This window comes from Granulicatella balaenopterae, assembly GCF_900111135.1.
Taxonomy (GTDB): domain Bacteria; phylum Bacillota; class Bacilli; order Lactobacillales; family Aerococcaceae; genus Granulicatella; species Granulicatella balaenopterae.
The window spans coordinates 1-16,243 of the sequence record NZ_FOGF01000014.1 but is presented as its reverse complement, the minus strand read 5'-3'; the positions used below and the strand labels follow the sequence as shown (position 1 = coordinate 16,243).

At 33.4% G+C, this 16,243-nt stretch carries 21 protein-coding genes and 1 other annotated feature; of the genes, 2 read left to right on the top strand and 19 right to left on the bottom strand.

What is annotated here, in order from left to right; translation table 11 throughout:
• Positions 1 to 8: 8 nt before the first annotated feature.
• From BMX09_RS04495 to BMX09_RS04405, 19 genes are all read right to left on the bottom strand, one after another.
• Entirely contained in the window at positions 9 to 1,685 is a 1,677-nt protein-coding gene (locus BMX09_RS04495; protein WP_089746510.1) for a DAK2 domain-containing protein, read from the bottom strand.
• 30 nt (positions 1,686 to 1,715) lie between these two features.
• Complete coding sequence (locus BMX09_RS04490; RefSeq protein WP_089746509.1) at positions 1,716 to 2,078, bottom strand: Asp23/Gls24 family envelope stress response protein; 363 nt, start codon at positions 2,076 to 2,078, stop codon at positions 1,716 to 1,718.
• 428 nt (positions 2,079 to 2,506) lie between these two features.
• Complete coding sequence (gene rpmB, locus BMX09_RS04485; protein ID WP_089746508.1) at positions 2,507 to 2,695, bottom strand: 50S ribosomal protein L28; 189 nt, start codon at positions 2,693 to 2,695, stop codon at positions 2,507 to 2,509.
• 73 nt (positions 2,696 to 2,768) lie between these two features.
• Positions 2,769 to 3,128, bottom strand: a complete 360-nt coding sequence (rplT, locus tag BMX09_RS04480; protein ID WP_089746507.1) for a 50S ribosomal protein L20 — start codon at positions 3,126 to 3,128, stop codon at positions 2,769 to 2,771.
• Between the two features lie 64 nt (positions 3,129 to 3,192).
• On the bottom strand, positions 3,193 to 3,393 hold the full coding sequence (gene rpmI, locus BMX09_RS04475; protein WP_089746506.1) for a 50S ribosomal protein L35: 201 nt from the start codon (positions 3,391 to 3,393) through the stop codon (positions 3,193 to 3,195).
• A 23-nt stretch (positions 3,394 to 3,416) separates the two neighbouring features.
• Positions 3,417 to 3,920: a translation initiation factor IF-3 gene (gene infC, locus BMX09_RS04470; protein WP_089746505.1), complete on the bottom strand. Its 504-nt coding sequence runs from the start codon at positions 3,918 to 3,920 to the stop codon at positions 3,417 to 3,419.
• 41 nt (positions 3,921 to 3,961) lie between these two features.
• Positions 3,962 to 4,089 (bottom strand) — a sequence feature (ribosomal protein L20 leader region).
• Between the two features lie 61 nt (positions 4,090 to 4,150).
• Entirely contained in the window at positions 4,151 to 5,470 is a 1,320-nt protein-coding gene (gene murA, locus BMX09_RS04465) for a UDP-N-acetylglucosamine 1-carboxyvinyltransferase (RefSeq protein ID WP_089746504.1), read from the bottom strand.
• A gap of 32 nt (positions 5,471 to 5,502) precedes the next feature.
• The gene (locus BMX09_RS04460; RefSeq protein WP_089746503.1) at positions 5,503 to 5,733 is read right to left on the bottom strand and encodes a DUF1146 family protein; all 231 of its coding nucleotides are present in this window, start codon (positions 5,731 to 5,733) and stop codon (positions 5,503 to 5,505) included.
• An 89-nt stretch (positions 5,734 to 5,822) separates the two neighbouring features.
• Positions 5,823 to 6,254 (bottom strand): F0F1 ATP synthase subunit epsilon, encoded by a 432-nt coding sequence (locus BMX09_RS04455; protein ID WP_089746502.1) that lies wholly within the window; start codon positions 6,252 to 6,254, stop codon positions 5,823 to 5,825.
• Positions 6,255 to 6,257: 3 nt separating this feature from the next.
• Positions 6,258 to 7,682 (bottom strand): F0F1 ATP synthase subunit beta, encoded by a 1,425-nt coding sequence (atpD, locus tag BMX09_RS04450; RefSeq protein WP_089746501.1) that lies wholly within the window; start codon positions 7,680 to 7,682, stop codon positions 6,258 to 6,260.
• A gap of 21 nt (positions 7,683 to 7,703) precedes the next feature.
• Positions 7,704 to 8,645, bottom strand: coding sequence for a F0F1 ATP synthase subunit gamma (locus BMX09_RS04445; protein WP_089746500.1), 942 nt, complete (start codon positions 8,643 to 8,645; stop codon positions 7,704 to 7,706).
• A gap of 31 nt (positions 8,646 to 8,676) precedes the next feature.
• On the bottom strand, positions 8,677 to 10,191 hold the full coding sequence (atpA, locus tag BMX09_RS04440) for a F0F1 ATP synthase subunit alpha (protein ID WP_089746499.1): 1,515 nt from the start codon (positions 10,189 to 10,191) through the stop codon (positions 8,677 to 8,679).
• A 4-nt stretch (positions 10,192 to 10,195) separates the two neighbouring features.
• The gene (locus tag BMX09_RS04435; RefSeq protein ID WP_089746498.1) at positions 10,196 to 10,738 is read right to left on the bottom strand and encodes a F0F1 ATP synthase subunit delta; all 543 of its coding nucleotides are present in this window, start codon (positions 10,736 to 10,738) and stop codon (positions 10,196 to 10,198) included.
• Positions 10,738 to 11,244 (bottom strand): F0F1 ATP synthase subunit B, encoded by a 507-nt coding sequence (gene atpF / locus BMX09_RS04430; protein WP_089746497.1) that lies wholly within the window; start codon positions 11,242 to 11,244, stop codon positions 10,738 to 10,740. The genes BMX09_RS04435 and atpF overlap by 1 nt, the downstream gene beginning before the upstream one ends.
• Positions 11,245 to 11,290: 46 nt before the next feature.
• Positions 11,291 to 11,506 (bottom strand): F0F1 ATP synthase subunit C, encoded by a 216-nt coding sequence (atpE, locus tag BMX09_RS04425; RefSeq protein WP_089746496.1) that lies wholly within the window; start codon positions 11,504 to 11,506, stop codon positions 11,291 to 11,293.
• Positions 11,507 to 11,540: 34 nt separating this feature from the next.
• Positions 11,541 to 12,257 carry a F0F1 ATP synthase subunit A gene (gene atpB / locus BMX09_RS04420; RefSeq protein ID WP_089746495.1) on the bottom strand — a complete coding sequence of 239 codons (717 nt, stop codon included), beginning with the start codon at positions 12,255 to 12,257 and terminating at the stop codon, positions 11,541 to 11,543.
• A gap of 135 nt (positions 12,258 to 12,392) precedes the next feature.
• Entirely contained in the window at positions 12,393 to 13,028 is a 636-nt protein-coding gene (gene upp, locus BMX09_RS04415; RefSeq protein ID WP_089746494.1) for a uracil phosphoribosyltransferase, read from the bottom strand.
• 93 nt (positions 13,029 to 13,121) lie between these two features.
• On the bottom strand, positions 13,122 to 14,342 hold the full coding sequence (locus BMX09_RS04410) for an ABC transporter permease (protein WP_177159534.1): 1,221 nt from the start codon (positions 14,340 to 14,342) through the stop codon (positions 13,122 to 13,124).
• Complete coding sequence (locus tag BMX09_RS04405; protein ID WP_089746492.1) at positions 14,332 to 15,072, bottom strand: ABC transporter ATP-binding protein; 741 nt, start codon at positions 15,070 to 15,072, stop codon at positions 14,332 to 14,334. Before BMX09_RS04405 ends, BMX09_RS04410 begins: the two co-directional genes overlap by 11 nt.
• A 135-nt stretch (positions 15,073 to 15,207) precedes the next feature.
• Between BMX09_RS04405 and BMX09_RS04400 the strand changes: the two genes are divergently transcribed.
• Both BMX09_RS04400 and BMX09_RS04395 read left to right on the top strand, forming a co-directional pair.
• Positions 15,208 to 15,630: an HIT family protein gene (locus tag BMX09_RS04400; RefSeq protein WP_089746491.1), complete on the top strand. Its 423-nt coding sequence runs from the start codon at positions 15,208 to 15,210 to the stop codon at positions 15,628 to 15,630.
• Between the two features lie 6 nt (positions 15,631 to 15,636).
• Positions 15,637 to 15,966 carry a YtxH domain-containing protein gene (locus BMX09_RS04395; protein ID WP_089746490.1) on the top strand — a complete coding sequence of 110 codons (330 nt, stop codon included), beginning with the start codon at positions 15,637 to 15,639 and terminating at the stop codon, positions 15,964 to 15,966.
• The last annotated feature ends 277 nt before the right edge of the window (positions 15,967 to 16,243 follow it).

Sequence of the window (16,243 nt, the reverse complement as noted above, 5' to 3'; positions counted from 1 at the left end):
ACGATTTCTTATTCTACTGAAATTAAGTATGCATATACTGGTTGTTGTCCATTATGCACTTCTACTTCTACTTCAGGAAATTGTTCTTCAATTGCTTCAGAAATTTCTTCTGCTTCTTCTTCTGTTGCTTCTTCACCAAAAATTAATGTTACGATTTCAGAATCTTCATTAATCATTTGGCTAATTGTTTCAATTGTAGTTGCTTTTTTATCTGCAGTACTTACTAAGATTTTGCCATCAATAATTCCCATGTAATCATCTTTTTTTATATCAACACCATCAATTGAGGTATCTCTTACAGCATTAGTAATTTGACCACTTGCCACTACTAATAATTGTTCAGTCATCGCTTCTTGATTTTCTTCGATTGTTTGTGCTTCATCAAAAGATAATAAACTTGCTAAGCCTTGTGGAATTGTTTTGGATGGTACTACAGATACTTGGCAGTCTTCTGATACTTCCGCAGCTTGATTAGCAGCCATTAAGATATTTTTATTATTTGGTAAGATAATAACATTTTCAGCATTCGCTTCTTTCACAGCAGCTAAGATATCTTCCGTACTTGGATTCATTGTTTGACCACCATTAATCACAGTTGTCACACCCATACTTGTAAATAAATCTTTAATGCCTTCGCCTGCACAGACAGCTACAATACCATATTTGCTACGTGCTGCAGCTTTTTTAACTTTAGCTGAATAATCATGATTAATAACTTCTTCATGTTGCATACGCATATTATCAACTTTGACTTTCATTAATGAACCAAAACGTTGACCATAATTCATCACTTCACCAGGACGTTCAGTGTGGACATGAACTTTAATAATTTCATCATCAGCTACTACTAATAATGAGTCTCCTAATTCATTTAAATAATGACGGAATGTATCATAGTCAAATTCATCAGTAACAGTTTCACCTTCACCAATTTTAACCATGATTTCTGTACAATAGCCATATTTAATATCACTAGTTGAAATTTCAGAATAGTCATGCACTTCTTTATGAGCAATTGATGATAAATCAATTTTTGTACTAATCATTGCTTTAGTTGGAGCTGCTTGTCCAGTTAATGCTTCGTAAAATCCTTGATAGATAAATACTAAACCTTGACCACCTGAATCAACAACACCCACTTCTTTTAAGACTGGCAATAAATCTGGTGTTTTAGCTAATGATTTTTCAGATCCACGTAAAACAGAACCCATTACCTCATTAATATCAGCAGATTTTTCTAATTTTTTAACACCACGTTTAGCTGATTCTCTTGCTACTGTTAAAATTGTCCCCTCAACAGGATTCATTACAGCCTTATAAGCAGTTTCAACTCCATGAGTAAATGCATCTGATAGATCTTCACCTGATAGCGTCTCTTTTCCTTCTACTGCTTTAGAAAATCCACGGAAAATTTGTGATAAAATAACTCCTGAATTTCCTCGAGCTCCCATTAATAATCCTTTTGCTAAATCTTGTGCTAAATCACCAACAGTTGTAGCGTCTGAATTAGCCACTCGTTCAGCTCCTGATGTGAATGTTAAGCCCATATTAGTACCAGTATCTCCATCTGGAACCGGGAATACATTTAGTGAATTGACAAAATCAACATTCTCACTTAAACGAGCTTCCCCTATTTCTACCATTGCACGAAAATCTTGTGCTGTAATTTCCATTTTTGTAACCATTTGTATCCTCCTTGATTAATCCATCAAAGCTTAAGCTTCAATGATTCTTACTCCTTGAACATAAACATTGACGGTGTTTGCAGAGAATCCCAACATTGATTCAAGATTATATTTAACTTGTTCTTGTACATTACGACAAATTGCTGAAATTTTAGTGCCATATCCAACGATAATATATACATCAACAGCAACACCTTCGCCTTCTTGACGAATCACAACGCCTTTTGCAAAGTTTTCTTTTTTCAAAATATCATTTACATTGTCACGAATGTGGTTTCTACTAGCCATTCCAACTACACCATAATTATCAGTAGCCGCACCACCAACAACTGTAGCAATTACATCATTGCTTAGTTCGATTAAACCATCTTTAGTTTGAATTTTTACAGCCATTAAAAACAACCTCCTCTTTATACCATTACTATTTTAGTAACTTATAGCTATAATATCTATATCATATATATGATACCATACTATAGATTTTTAACCTAATTTTTTTGAAGAAATAAAGATTAAATTTTTATAAATTCTCTACTTATTATTAGCTTTTACCACTTATCCACAATAGTCCTATCACTTTTTTATAATTCTAGAAAAACGATTATACCACTTGTTTATAACCATTACTTTTCCACAATTATCTAAATACTATCACTATTGATAATGATTTTTATAAGTTATTATATTTACTTATCCACAGAATTTTTTGCTCTTCTAAAGGATATTATCCACTTGTTAATAAGTTTTTAAATATTTTATCTTTTAATTTTTTACATAAAAAAAGAGCATTTGTTTCCAAATACTCCCTGAATGTTTATAAATTATACGCGTTCAATTTTACCAGATTTTAAAGCTCTAGTTGAAACCCATACTTTTTTAGGTTTGCCATCGACTAAAACACGAACTTTTTGTAAGTTTGGTTTCCATGTACGACGGTTAGCATTCATAGCGTGTGAACGAGCATTACCTGATTTAGAACGACGTCCAGTGAAATAACATACTTTTGCCATGGTTATTTTTCCTCCTTTAAGTCTAATGATTTTCCCATCTTTTGATGTTCTCTAGATAGTAGAGTTTAAATCATTATTTAGCTAATGCTTCTTTAGCTTGTTCAGCTAAAACAGTAAATGCTGCTGCATCTGATACTGCTAAATCAGCTAACATTTTACGGTTCATTTCGATTCCAGCTAATTTTAATCCGTGCATCATTTTACTATAGCTTAATCCGTTCATACGAGCTGCGGCATTGATACGAGTGATCCATAATTTACGGAAATCACGTTTTTTCTGACGACGGTCACGGTAAGCATACATATATGATTTCATAACCGCTTGTTTAGCTGTTTTAAATAATTTTGATTTGCCTCCGTAGTAACCTTTTGCTAATTTTAATACACGGTTACGACGACGACGAGTAACTGTTCCACCTTTAACACGTGGCATATTGAATTCCTCCTTGGTCAGTCAGTCTAGCGACTGCTTTTACATATTGATTTGCGTATTAAAATTAACGCATTTGGCTTAATTGTTGTTTGATACGTTTAATGTCAGTTGCGTGAACCATAGTTTGTTTACGTAAGTGACGACGTTGTTTTTTAGTTTTTCCGTGGAATCTGTGACTAGTGAATGCTTTCGCACGTTTTAAGCCTCCGCCACCTGTACGTTTGAAACGTTTAGCTGAACCACGATGTGTTTTTTGTTTTGGCATGACACTTTCCTCCTATTACTTTCTTACTTTTCAGTTTTGGGTGCTAACATCAAGAACATGCTGCGTCCATCCATTTTCGCTCTTTGCTCGATAGTAGAAATATCTTCTAATTCTCCAGCTAAGCGGTTTAAGACTTTTTGCCCAATCTCTTTATGCGTAATTGCACGACCTTTGAAACGGATTGAAGCTTTTACTTTATCGCCTTTTCCAAGGAACTTACGAGCAGCTCTCAATTTCGTATTAAAGTCATTCTCATCGATTGTTGGGCTTAAACGCACCTCTTTGATACTGATGACTTTTTGGTTTTTACGAGCTTCTCTTTCTTTTTTCTGTTGTTCGAAACGGAATTTACCGTAATCCATAATTCGAGCAACAGGTGGCTTTGCATTCGGAGCAACTAGCACTAAGTCTAATCCTGCTTGTTCTGCAATCTTCAAAGCATTTTGCTTTGTTTGAACACCTAATTGTTCACCGTCATTATCAATGACACGTAACTCTCTAGCTCGAATTCCATCATTGACCATCATATCTTTTGCTATGATTGTTCACCTCCAAAAATAATTGAGAGAAAAAAGCAAAACAGCGAGAGCATTTACGCTCCCGCTGTTAAATGTCGTTTTTAGTAAAACATTTATCTATCAACCCAAGGACATATTGTCGACTTAGGTGAGAAGCGGGATGCTTCTGCTTGTTTTCTCAACTACTTAACTATACATGAATTAGTCTTTCATGTCAATTAGTTTTTTTAATAATTTTATTACACTATATTTGCTAAAATAGTATCTAATTCATAATCTGTGAAGCGATGTTTATCATCTTCATTGATTCGTTCAATATCTGCACCTAATGCACGTAATTTTAAATGGAAATTATGATATCCACGGTCTAAATATTCTAATTTTGTTACACGTGTATATCCGGTTGCACGCATTCCTGCAATAATTAAGGCTGCTGCTGCTCGTAAGTCAGTTGCTTCTACTTGAGCTCCTTGTAAGGTTGACTGTCCTTCCATTATAGCTACGCCACCTTCAATACGGAAAATAGCGTTCATTTTTCGTAATTCTTCTAAATGATTAAAGCGATTTTCGAAAACTGTTTCACTCATTGTGCTTATGCCAGTTGCTAATAATTGTGCAATTGTCATTTGTGATTGCATATCAGTCGGGAAACCTGGATGAGGTAGTGTTTTTACTGCTGTAGCTTTTAACTCTTTTGGTCCAATTACACGTAACCCACTTACTTTTTCTTCAATAGTAGCACCCATCTCACGTAATTTAGCAATTAATGGTTGATTATGTTCTGAAATGGCATCTTCAATAAATACGTCACCTTCTGTTATAGCACTAGCTACCATAAATGTACCAGCTTCAATGCGATCAGGAATAATTGAATGAGCTGTTCCTTCTAATTGTTCAACACCTTCTACTCGAATGACTTCTGTTCCAGCACCTACTATTTTAGCTCCCATTTTATTTAATACATTCGCTAAATCAACAATTTCTGGTTCTCGAGCTACGTTTTCAATGATTGTTGTGCCTTTTGCTAATGTTGCAGCCATTAAAATATTTTGTGTTGCTCCTACAGATGGGAAATCTAAATAAATTCTAGCACCATGTAGTTCTTTGGCGCGTGCTTCAACATAGCCATTTTCTAAAGAAATTTCAGCCCCCATTGCTTCAAATCCTTTTAAGTGCAAGTCAATTGGGCGACTACCGATAGCACAACCTCCTGGCATTGCTACACGTGCATGTCCAAAACGTGCTAATAAAGGTCCCATAACAACAATTGAAGCTCTCATCTGACTCACATATTCAAAAGGAGCTACCGTTTGGACATCTCTTGTAGCATTTAATACAATTTCTTTGTTTTCTACATCAAATTCACTAGTAACATGTAAACAATTTAATACACTTAACATAATATGTACATCTGATAAATTAGGCACATTTGTTAAAACTGTTACTCCTTGCTCTGCTAAAATACTTGCTGCTAAAATCGGTAAAACTGCATTTTTAGCTCCTTCTACTTTAACTGTTCCATTCAGTTTTTTACCACCTCGAACAATTATTTTATCCATTAAAACCCCTCCGAATACTTTCTCACGATTAATTAAATATTGCCAAGCATTGCTGAAATGATATTGGTAAGCGAAAAAACTAATTGCGCCACTATATGACCTAAAGCTAATGCTAATAACAATATGACTGTTTGTTTTTTTATTATTTGTTTTTTATTTATAAATTTATTAAAATCGATTGCTTCAAGTGCCCAAAATGATAAGCAAATAAAACTCAATTCTACTATTAACTGAATCGTTAAACTAATATCGATTATTCTCATGATATTCCTCCATTTGTTCAGTAATTATAATAATAGCACAAAATTCACATAAAAAAAAGCTAGGAGTATTCACTCCTAACTTATTGCCTTTAATGTCTATGACGCGAACAACTAATTCGGTTAATAGCTTTATTTAATGAAATTCGTGCACGGTCGATATCTTTTTTAGAGGCTTGTTTATTTTTCAAAACAGATTCTGCATTATCTTTGGCACGTTCAGCACGAGTGACATCAATATCATCGGCTAATTCTGCTACATTAGCTAGGATAGTAATAATATTATCTCTAACTTCCATAATTCCGCCACCAATAGCAATATAATCAAATGGATCGTCTGATTGATCATCCACTCGTTTTGATTTTAAAGCACTAATTTTTAAAGGAACCATAATTGGCGCATGATTAGGTAAAATAGTTAAACCACCATCAACAGCTTGGGCAGTTAGAGCACAAGATGTGTGATTATAAACTTTTCCTTCCGGTGTTGTTACAATAACCGTCAGTTCTTTTTTGTTCACCATAATCTATTTGCCCCCTTTATATCCTGCCGCCTCTGCTTTTGCAATAACATCTTCAATTGGGCCTACATTACGGAACATATCTTCTGGAATATAATCATATAATCCATCGATAATTCCTTTGAAACCACGAACGGTATCTTTAATTGGTACATATGAACCTGGTTGACCAGTAAATGATTCTGCTACGTGGAAGTTTTGTGATAAGAAGAATTGAATGCGACGAGCGCGATTAACAATAATTTTCTCTTGATCAGATAACTCATCGATACCTAAGATAGCAATAATATCTTGTAATTCACGGTAGCGTTGTAACATTTGTTGAACTTTCATAGCAACTTCATAGTGTTCTTCTCCTACAATTTCAGGTGATAAAGCACTTGATGTTGAAGCTAATGGGTCAACGGCTGGGTAAATCCCTTGTTCTGTTAAGCGACGTTCCAAGTTAGTAGTAGCATCTAAGTGAGCAAATGTTGTAGCTGGCGCAGGGTCAGTATAGTCATCAGCTGGTACATAGATTGCTTGGATAGATGTAATTGATCCATCTTTTGTTGAACTAATACGTTCTTGTAATTGTCCCATTTCTGTTGCTAATGTTGGTTGGTAACCAACTGCAGAAGGCATACGTCCTAATAGAGCTGAAACTTCTGAACCAGCTTGTGTGAAACGGTAAATATTATCAATAAATAATAGTACATCTTGTTTTTGTTCGTCACGGAAATGTTCAGCAATTGTTAAGCCAGTTAAGGCAACACGCATACGTGCTCCTGGTGGCTCATTCATTTGTCCAAATACCATAGCTGTTTTAGAAGATACTCCTGATTCTTGCATTTCATAATACAAGTCATTACCTTCACGAGTACGTTCACCTACACCTGTAAATACTGAAATACCACCTAGTTCTTCTGCAATATTATGAATTAATTCTTGAATTAAAACAGTCTTACCTACACCGGCACCCCCGAATAATCCGATTTTACCACCTTTTAAGTAAGGTGCTAATAAGTCGATTACTTTAATACCTGTTTCTAGGATTTCGTATTGGCTACTTAATTCATCGAAACTTGGTGCTTTTTTATGAATTTCTGATCTAGGAAAATCTGCTGGGAATTTTGGTTCTAAGTCAATTGTATCTCCTAATACATTAAATACACGACCTAATGTTTCATTCCCTACTGGTACTGTAATTGTTCTTCCTAAGTCAACTACTTCCATACCACGTTGTAAACCATCTGTTGATTCCATAGCGATCGTACGTACAGCACCATCCCCTAACTCAACAGCTGTTTCTAAAATAATTGTTTGTTTTTTTCCGTTGTTATTGCCTTTTCGCACTTCTAAAGCATTGTGAATATCTGGTACACCCGCTTCTAATGGAAATAGTACATCTACAACTGGCCCAACTACTTGGATAATTTTTCCAGTTCTCAAAAAAACTCCTCCTTCCATTTTCTAATATGTCTCTTCAAGAGCTACTGCTCCTCCGACAATTTCTGATATTTCTTGCGTAATTTGCGCTTGTCTACTTTGGTTATATTCTTGAGTCAAATCATTAATTAAGTCTTTGGCATTATCCGTTGCACTACGCATTGCTGTCATACGTGAAGCATGTTCAGCTGCTTTTGCATCAATAATGGCACCATATATTAGAGACTCTGCATATTGCGGTAATAAAGTATCCATCAAAATTTCTTTATTGGGTTCAAAAATATAGTCCAATTCATATTCTTTTGCTTCCTCTTCTTCTAAGTCAATAATCGGTAACATTTTTTCTACACGGTAGTTTGATAATAATGCATTAACGTGGTGATTATAACAAACATAAAATTCATCAAATTCACCATCTCGGAACATTTGAACTGCACTTGTAACAATTTTACGTACTTCTTCAAACGTTGGAATATCACTAATATCTTGAATTTCTAAACTCACATCAATTCCTTGCTTTTTAAAGAAATTACTTGCTGTTGCCCCCATTGTTAAAATGACATACTCATCAGAAGAATCATGATCTAATTCTAACATTTCTTTTGTCGCTTGAAAGATTGAACTATTATATCCTCCTGCTAAGCCTTGGTCAGAAGAAATAACTAAGTAGCCTGTCTTTTTAACTGGACGCTCGATTAATAAATCATGATAATCAATAAAATTATCTGATAAGCGTTGTTCAGCTAATTCTTCTTCTGTGAAATTCTTATTATCTTCATAGGCGTGTGCATATAATAAATGAGTAACAACTTCACGGATTTTCTCCGCATAATCTTGATATTTACGTACAGCTTGTTCTGATTTCGCTAATTTTGCAGCAGAGACCATTTGCATAGCACTTGTAATTTGACTAGTTTTTTTCGTTGAACTGATTCTTTTTTTAATATCATTTAACGAAGCTCCCATTGCAATCACCTTTTCTGTTGTTATTTTTTAGCTATTTAGAACCTTCATACATAAAGATTGTTTTATATTTATCAAGAATAGTATAGAATTCTTCTTCATCCGGAATGACTTCTTGTTCACGGATGGCTGTTAAAATGTCGCTATGTTCATACTCTAAATGTTGGTATAAACCTTTTTCGAAATCTTTAATTTTTTCAATTGGAATTGAGTCTAGTACACCATGTGTTAAAGCAAATAAAATTGATACTTGATGCTCAATTGGTAATGGTTGGTGAATTCCTTGTTTTAAGACTTCCACTGTACGTTTACCACGATTTAATTTTTTCTGTGTTGCCATATCTAAATCCGAACCAAATTGTGTAAAGGCTTCTAATTCACGATAACTTGCTAAGTCAATACGTAATGTTCCTGATACTTTTTTCATTGCTTTAATTTGAGCAGATCCACCGACACGAGATACTGATAAACCAGCTGATAAACCAGGGCGTACGCCTGAATTAAATAAGTCACTTTCTAGGAAAATTTGTCCATCAGTAATTGAAATAACGTTTGTTGGAATATAAGCTGAGATATCGCCTGCTTGTGTTTCAATAATTGGAAGGGCTGTTAATGAACCGCCACCTAATGCATCATTTAATTTAGCAGAACGTTCTAGTAAACGAGAATGTAAATAGAAAACATCCCCTGGGTAAGCTTCACGACCTGGTGGACGACGTAATAATAATGAGATTTCACGATAAGCTGCTGCTTGTTTTGATAAATCATCATATACAATTAATACGTCTCTTCCAGCATACATAAACTCTTCAGCCATCGCTGTTCCTGAATAAGGAGCAATGTATGGCATTGGTGCTGGTTGTGATGCACTTGCGGATACAACCGTTGTATAATCCATTGCACCATAACGCTTTAATGTTTCTACTAATGTTTTAACAGTTGATTCTTTTTGACCAATTGCTACATAAATACATAAAGTATCTTTACCTTTTTGGTTAATAATTGCATCAATTGCAATACTTGTTTTACCTGTCTTTCTGTCTCCAATGATTAACTCACGTTGACCTTTACCAATAGGAACTAAAGCATCTACTACTTTTAATCCTGTTGCTAATGATTGGTGAACTGATTTACGATCCATAACACCAGGAGCTTCATTTTCTACTGGGCGACGTTTAGTTGTTTCGATTGGTCCTAACCCATCAATTGGTCGACCTAAGGCATCTACAACACGTCCAATTAATGCTTCTCCTACTGGAACATCCAGAATACGTCCTGTTCTTTTTACAGTTTCACCTTCATGAATGTTTTCGTATGTACCAAAGATAATAACACCAACATCATTACGCTCTAAGTTTTGAGCCATACCATATGCGCCGTTTTCAAATTGTACTAATTCACCAGCCATAACATTTGTTAAGCCAATAACGCGCGCAATACCGTCACCGATAAATGATACTTCACCGACTTCTTCGATCATTTGTTCAGTTTCGAATGATTGAATTTTTTTACGGATTTTATCTGTTATCGTATTCATTTCTGTTTCCATCATTTCACCCCTTCAAATCCGTGTGATGTAAGTTATTTTTAAATTGATTTAATTTATTCATAACTGTACCATCATATAAATATTCTTTTGATTTTACTAGGACACCGGCAATAATATTGTCATCAATAATATTAAGCCAAGCATCATATTCTTTATTAGTTTTCTTTTGGAAAGCCATTGCAATTGTTTCGATTTGTTCATCTGTTAAAGGAACAGCTGTCACAATTTCTAATTTATTAGATTCATAAATATTTAAAAATGCTTCAATAGCTTCCACTAAATGAAAAATCATCTCTTCGTTAAGATATGGTGCTAAATATTCTTTGGTATCTTCAGACATATCAACTAAAATATCCGCCATAATTTTAACTTTTTCTTCTAATGTAATTTGTTCTAAATGTAATAATTGACAAAATACACCTTTATTTTGAATACCATCCAATAATTCTTGAAGATCTTTAGTCACTACATCTAATTTATTTTCAAATTTTACTTTTGTATAGAATAGGCTTGCTTCTCTTAAAATTGTTTTATTAATTCTAGCCATTAGCAATCCAACCCTTCGATAAATTCTTCAATGATTTGTTGATGTATTTCCGGTGTCAATTCTTTTTTCAAAATTTGTTCAGCAACGCCGACTGATAATTCAACAATTTTATTTTCCATTTGAACTAAACTGTGTTGTTTCATCAATTCAACTTCATGTTGACCATCTTGTTTCATTTTGGCAACACTATTTTTAGCTTCATTTAACATTTCTTTTTGTAATTTTTCACTAGCTGAACGACTTTCAGTTAAAATTGAACTTGCTTTATTTTCTGCACTTTGGATAATATCTTTTGCTTGTGCTTGAATTTGTTCTGCTTCTTTGCGTTTCGATTCAGCAACGTCTAAATCTGTACTAATTTTAGTACGACGAGCTTCCATTGTTTGAACGATCTTATCCCAAGCAAAATGTTTAATAATCGCAATCATTAAAATAAATGACACAATAACGAAAAGCGAGTCCATTAATGCTGTTACACCAATATTGGCAAAGATATTTTCAACCATCATCATCCCTCCTCAATTTCGATATTTTTGTATAATTCGAACTAGATTATTTAACGAATACTAAGATTAACGCTACTAATACTGCGAAGATTGGCATAGCTTCGATTAAGGCGATACCTACGAACATTGTTGCTTTTAAATCTTTTGATAATTCTGGTTGACGAGTCATTGACTCAATTGTTTTTGTAATTACTGCTTGGTTACCAAAGGCTGCTGCTAATGCTGCCCCTACTACTGCGATTGCTGCTGCTAATTCTGTCATAATAATTTCCTCTTTCCTGTTGTTTTTATTTTTTTTAATGTTCAGATTCAAGTTTGTGTGAAATATATACCATTGTTAATGTACAAAATACATATGCTTGGATAGCACCAATTACAACGGAGAATGCTTGCCAAATCATTTCTAATGGTAAAGCAAAAACGGTTGTTATTAAGCCAAAGCTTGATGCAAACATGACTACTAATCCAAGTAACACTTCGCCTGCAAAAATATTACCATATAAACGGAAGGCTAATGTAATCGTATTTGTAAATTCTTCAATAATCTTAATTGGTAGCATAAATGACATTGGACTTAAAAATGAATTTTGAATATATTTTTTCGTGCCAAATTTTCTAACGCCAGAATAGTGACAAATTAATGTAGTGACTAACGAGAACGCTAAACAAACTACAACACTAGCTGTCGGGCTACTAAAATAACTAAATTCATCATAATGAATAAAAATCGCTAAGCCGATAATATTCGCAACTAGAATAAAGCTAAATAATGAAAAAATATACAAATGATAAGCCTTGCCTTCTTTCCAATCAAGTGAACTTTCAATAATCCCTTGCGTAAAATCTATAATGGACTCTAATATATTTTGTAGTTTACCCGGGCGAATATTAGCCCTTCGCGTTGCTGCAATACAAAATATAATAATCAGAGTACATGTTAACAAGGTTGAATATACAATTGGTGCTGAAAACTGCAACCCAAGTATTTCAATAATTTTAGATTCTGCTTCCATTTTCTCCCTCCTCTTCTATAATATTTATAGAACTAAATACAAAAACCACCTTTGTGTGTAAACACAAAAGTGGTTTATGATTATTGTCAAATATATGGCAATAGTCCAACCGCTCTTGGTGTGACTATAGTTCTATTATTTAGTTCCAAAAAGACGATCTCCGGCGTCTCCTAGTCCTGGAAGGATATATCCATCTTGATTTAAGCATTCATCTAATGAAGCTGTATAAATATGAATATCTGGATGAGCTTCTTGTAAAACTTTAACTCCCTCTGGGGCTGCTACTAAGCAACAGAATTTAATTGAACTTGGTTGTGCTCCGCGTTTAATTAAAGAATCAATTGCGGCAACTGCTGATCCACCTGTTGCTAACATCGGGTCAACAACAAACAATTGACGTTCTGAAATATCAGATGGTAGTTTCACGAAATATTCTACAGGTTGTAGCGTATCGTGGTCACGGTACATTCCTACGTGCCCTACTTTGGCTGCTGGAATTAATTGTAAAATCCCATCAACCATGCCTAATCCAGCACGTAAAATTGGAACTATCGCAACTTTTTTTCCCGCCAATGTTTTTAGTGTAGTTTTTACTAATGGTGTTTCTACCTCAACATCTTCTAGCGGAAGGTCACGTGACACTTCATAGGCCATCAACATTGAAATTTCATTTACCACTTCACGAAAAACTTTTGTCCCACAGTCTTTTTGTCTAATCATTGTTAATTTATGTTGAATTAACGGATGATCCATAACATGAAAATTGCTCATTTTTTTCTCTCCTTCCAAAAATTATTACCTTTATCTATTGTACAAAATCTATCATCATAAAGCTAGCATTTTTTTATTTTTGTAAACGTTTTTTTATCTTTTTTTATTCATTCTCTTAAATATAAAAAACTTAACAAAAATAAGCAAATATATGTTCAAAGCTACTATATAAAGTAGATAAATCCACGAAAATATATATTTGACGATTACTATTAAGCAGATTATTTCTTGAATGAGTAAACAACGAATAATGATTCTGATAATTGTATTGCTTGTCTTAGTCGTTGATAAATTTAATATCTTCATCAAAAGATGGTTTTCATGATAATTGGCTAAACTACTAATATAAATAGCTTCTATCGTTAAACAGATTGCTAAAAATAGTAGATATAGCGATACAGATGATATACCAAACGAACATATTATAATCATTGCTGTAAATTTACCAAAAAAACGATTATAGGCATCAACTCTAGTTAGTGTGCGACTAAAAAGATAATTTGATGGAGAATCATTTTCAAGAGATAAATAGCGTTGAAATACTTTAGTGATAACGGAACTATGAATCTTTGTCTTTTTACAATTATTCGTATCAACAAATAATTCAATAAAACGATACCACTTATCTTGGCGTACTTTTTCACTAACTGCAATTCTTTGCCAATTAAATAACGATTCTTTATGATACCAATGATAGAAAACAGCTATCATCAAACCACTAAGCAAAACAACTAGCACTAAACAAACTCTTACATCACTCAAAAGGCTTGCTATAATAATGATATAAGTAACAATAGCTTGGACTATATTCATTATTATATGCTTAATTTTGGCAGTTTCAAGAGAAAACAATTCTTTTTCTAAATCTAAGCATTTTAGTATAGTTACTAAGATAAGTAAAAGGATTAGTTTGTCACTAGTTATGAATGAAAATTTCAATAATAAAGGAGATAATATAAATAAAATAACAATATTTAAAACGAATGGTAGCCATAAACTATATACAAAAGAATAGATAAAATATTTCTTCCACTCTCTAACTTGCATCCCTAAAAAATAACCATCCGCTTCTTCTATTAAAGTTACTAATGCGCCAATAAATGGTAACCCACTCATACATCCAGCTAAGCCATAAATCATTAACGGACTAATAACTATTAACTGATTGATAAAGCTAGCATATTGAACAGCGCAAAAACCTAAAAAGATAATCCCCACCATCATCAAATGATCATTAAAGATATAACGACTATACTTTAGCATCTCTTTATGATACTGTTGCGAACGACGAAACCAATATTCTTTAGCATTCATCGCCATCACCATTATTTTCTAATAGGGTAAAATAAGCTTCTTCTAAGCGATCTTCTCCTGTTTTAGATAATAGTTCTTCTAATGTAGTTGAAAGTAGCATCTTCCCTTCATGTAGAATCACAAATTTATCACAAAATCGTTCAGCAGTATCTAATACATGAGTTGACATAACAATTGATGCACCACATTCTTTTTTTTCACGAATACAGCTTAGTAGTGTCCTAATACCTAAAGGATCTAATCCTAAAAATGGTTCATCAATAATATAAACTGGCACATCCAACATTAAAGCACACACTATTAATACTTTTTGCTTCATTCCTTTTGAAAAATATGCTGGATAAAAATCCAATTTACTCGTTAAATGAAATTGTTCTACTAAATGATATGCTCTTTGATAGGTTTCCTCAGTATCTTGTCCATATGCTTTGGCCGTTAGTTCAATATGTTCTCTAAAGGTTAATTCTTCATATAAGATGGGAGAATCGGGAATAAAAGCTAATGAGCGTCGATATTCTTCTTGATTCGTAGCTAGTGAAATATGATTAATCGCAATCCGTCCTTCAAATGCATGTAATAAACCAACTATATGCTTTATTGTTGTACTCTTTCCTGCTCCATTCAAACCAATTAAGCCACAAATCTCTCCAGGCTTTACGGTAAAACTAATCTCCTTAATAACAGGTACTTTTGTATATCCTCCTGTAATCTGTTCTACTGATAATGTCATTGCATCTCTCCTTTCCATCGCATCAATCTACCTATTACTATACTACCACTTATATTTTTTTGCTAGTTTATTGGAATTTTATCATTTTTTTGGTAAAGTTTAATTGTAAACAATTATTGAAAAGAGGTATTTGATATGACAGATTGTATTTTTTGTAAGATTATTAATAAAGAAATCCCTTCATATGTGATTTATGAAGATGAGGTAGTCGTGGCATTTTTAGATATTTCCCAAGTAACACCAGGACACACACTAGTCTTACCCAAAAAACATGTTCCAAATATTATGGAATATGATGAAGAATTAGCTAGCGATGTATTTAAACGCATCCCAAAAATTGCAAATGCGATTAAAAACAGCAATCCTGATATTAAAGGAATCAATATTTTAAATAATAATGGTGAAGTTGCCTTCCAATCAGTATTCCATTCGCATATCCATATTATTCCAAGATATTCAGAACAAGATAGCTTTGGCTTAAAATGGCAAACACATGAACATACTAACGATGAACTTCTTGCAATCACTAATTCAATTGCAAAACAAATGGAGGCTTAGACATAAATGGATAGATATACAAAAGGTGTTATTATCGGGAGCTTAATTGGCTCTAGTTACGGCTTATTAAAAGCGCCTGATTCCGGTAAAAATACACGTTTAAGAATAAAACAATACTTTATCGATTTAAAAGTTAATCAAAAACAAGTACAGCATGATATCGCTCATTTACAACAGTCTATTACTCATTTAAAAACTGATGGGCTCCAATCAGCTGTTGATGTTACTGAAGATGTAACAAATCGTTTGGCTCATTTCCAAAAAGAAGTGTCTCCGCAATTAGAAAAGATAAAGGGCTTAATTACTACTTTACAAAACGATTTAGATCATCAATAGAACTTTCCATTGATAACATTACAAAAGCAAAAAAATACTACGCACAAATTAATGTGCGTAGTATTTTTGGCTCTTTGTCAAATAGGGTTGATGGAGTGGAAATAGAGATCATACAGTATTATCTGTATGATTTCTTTTTTTACTTTTTTATTGTATATATCCATCATTAAAAAAATTTAGTGCTCAAGTGAGTACAGTTCCTATAATTATCAGCTGAGTGTAGTAATGCATGTTTTTTGTTGTTTTAATTGCATAAATAGTTATTATGTTACGATAT